Raw genomic sequence first — 234 nt, 5'->3', positions numbered from 1 at the left:
CCATTCTATTATTGCCAACTGGCCAGTATGGCAACAAGTTGCGGTATCAGTAGGCGTGATCGCAGCCATCATTGCCGGTGGTAAATACGAATCAGCCGCATTATTTAGATACATAGCTAAAACTCACATGCGTGAAATATTCACTGTTTTTGCGCTGTTTTTAGTGGTGGCTAGTGCTCTTGTTATGGAAAGTATTGGGCTTTCGCCGGGATTGGGAACGTGTGTAGCAGGGGT

Annotated in this window: 1 pseudogene; it reads left to right on the top strand. The window is 45.7% G+C overall.

Annotation, left to right across the window (positions count from 1 at the left end):
• Positions 1-234 (top strand): annotated as a pseudogene (locus tag R0J88_RS23725) (potassium transporter); the annotation flags it as partial.

It is taken from the genome of Pseudoalteromonas sp. SIMBA_162, from assembly GCF_046535955.1.
In the GTDB taxonomy this organism is placed as follows: Bacteria; Pseudomonadota; Gammaproteobacteria; order Enterobacterales; family Alteromonadaceae; genus Pseudoalteromonas; species Pseudoalteromonas marina.
This window is presented reverse-complemented; position numbering and strand designations above follow the sequence as displayed.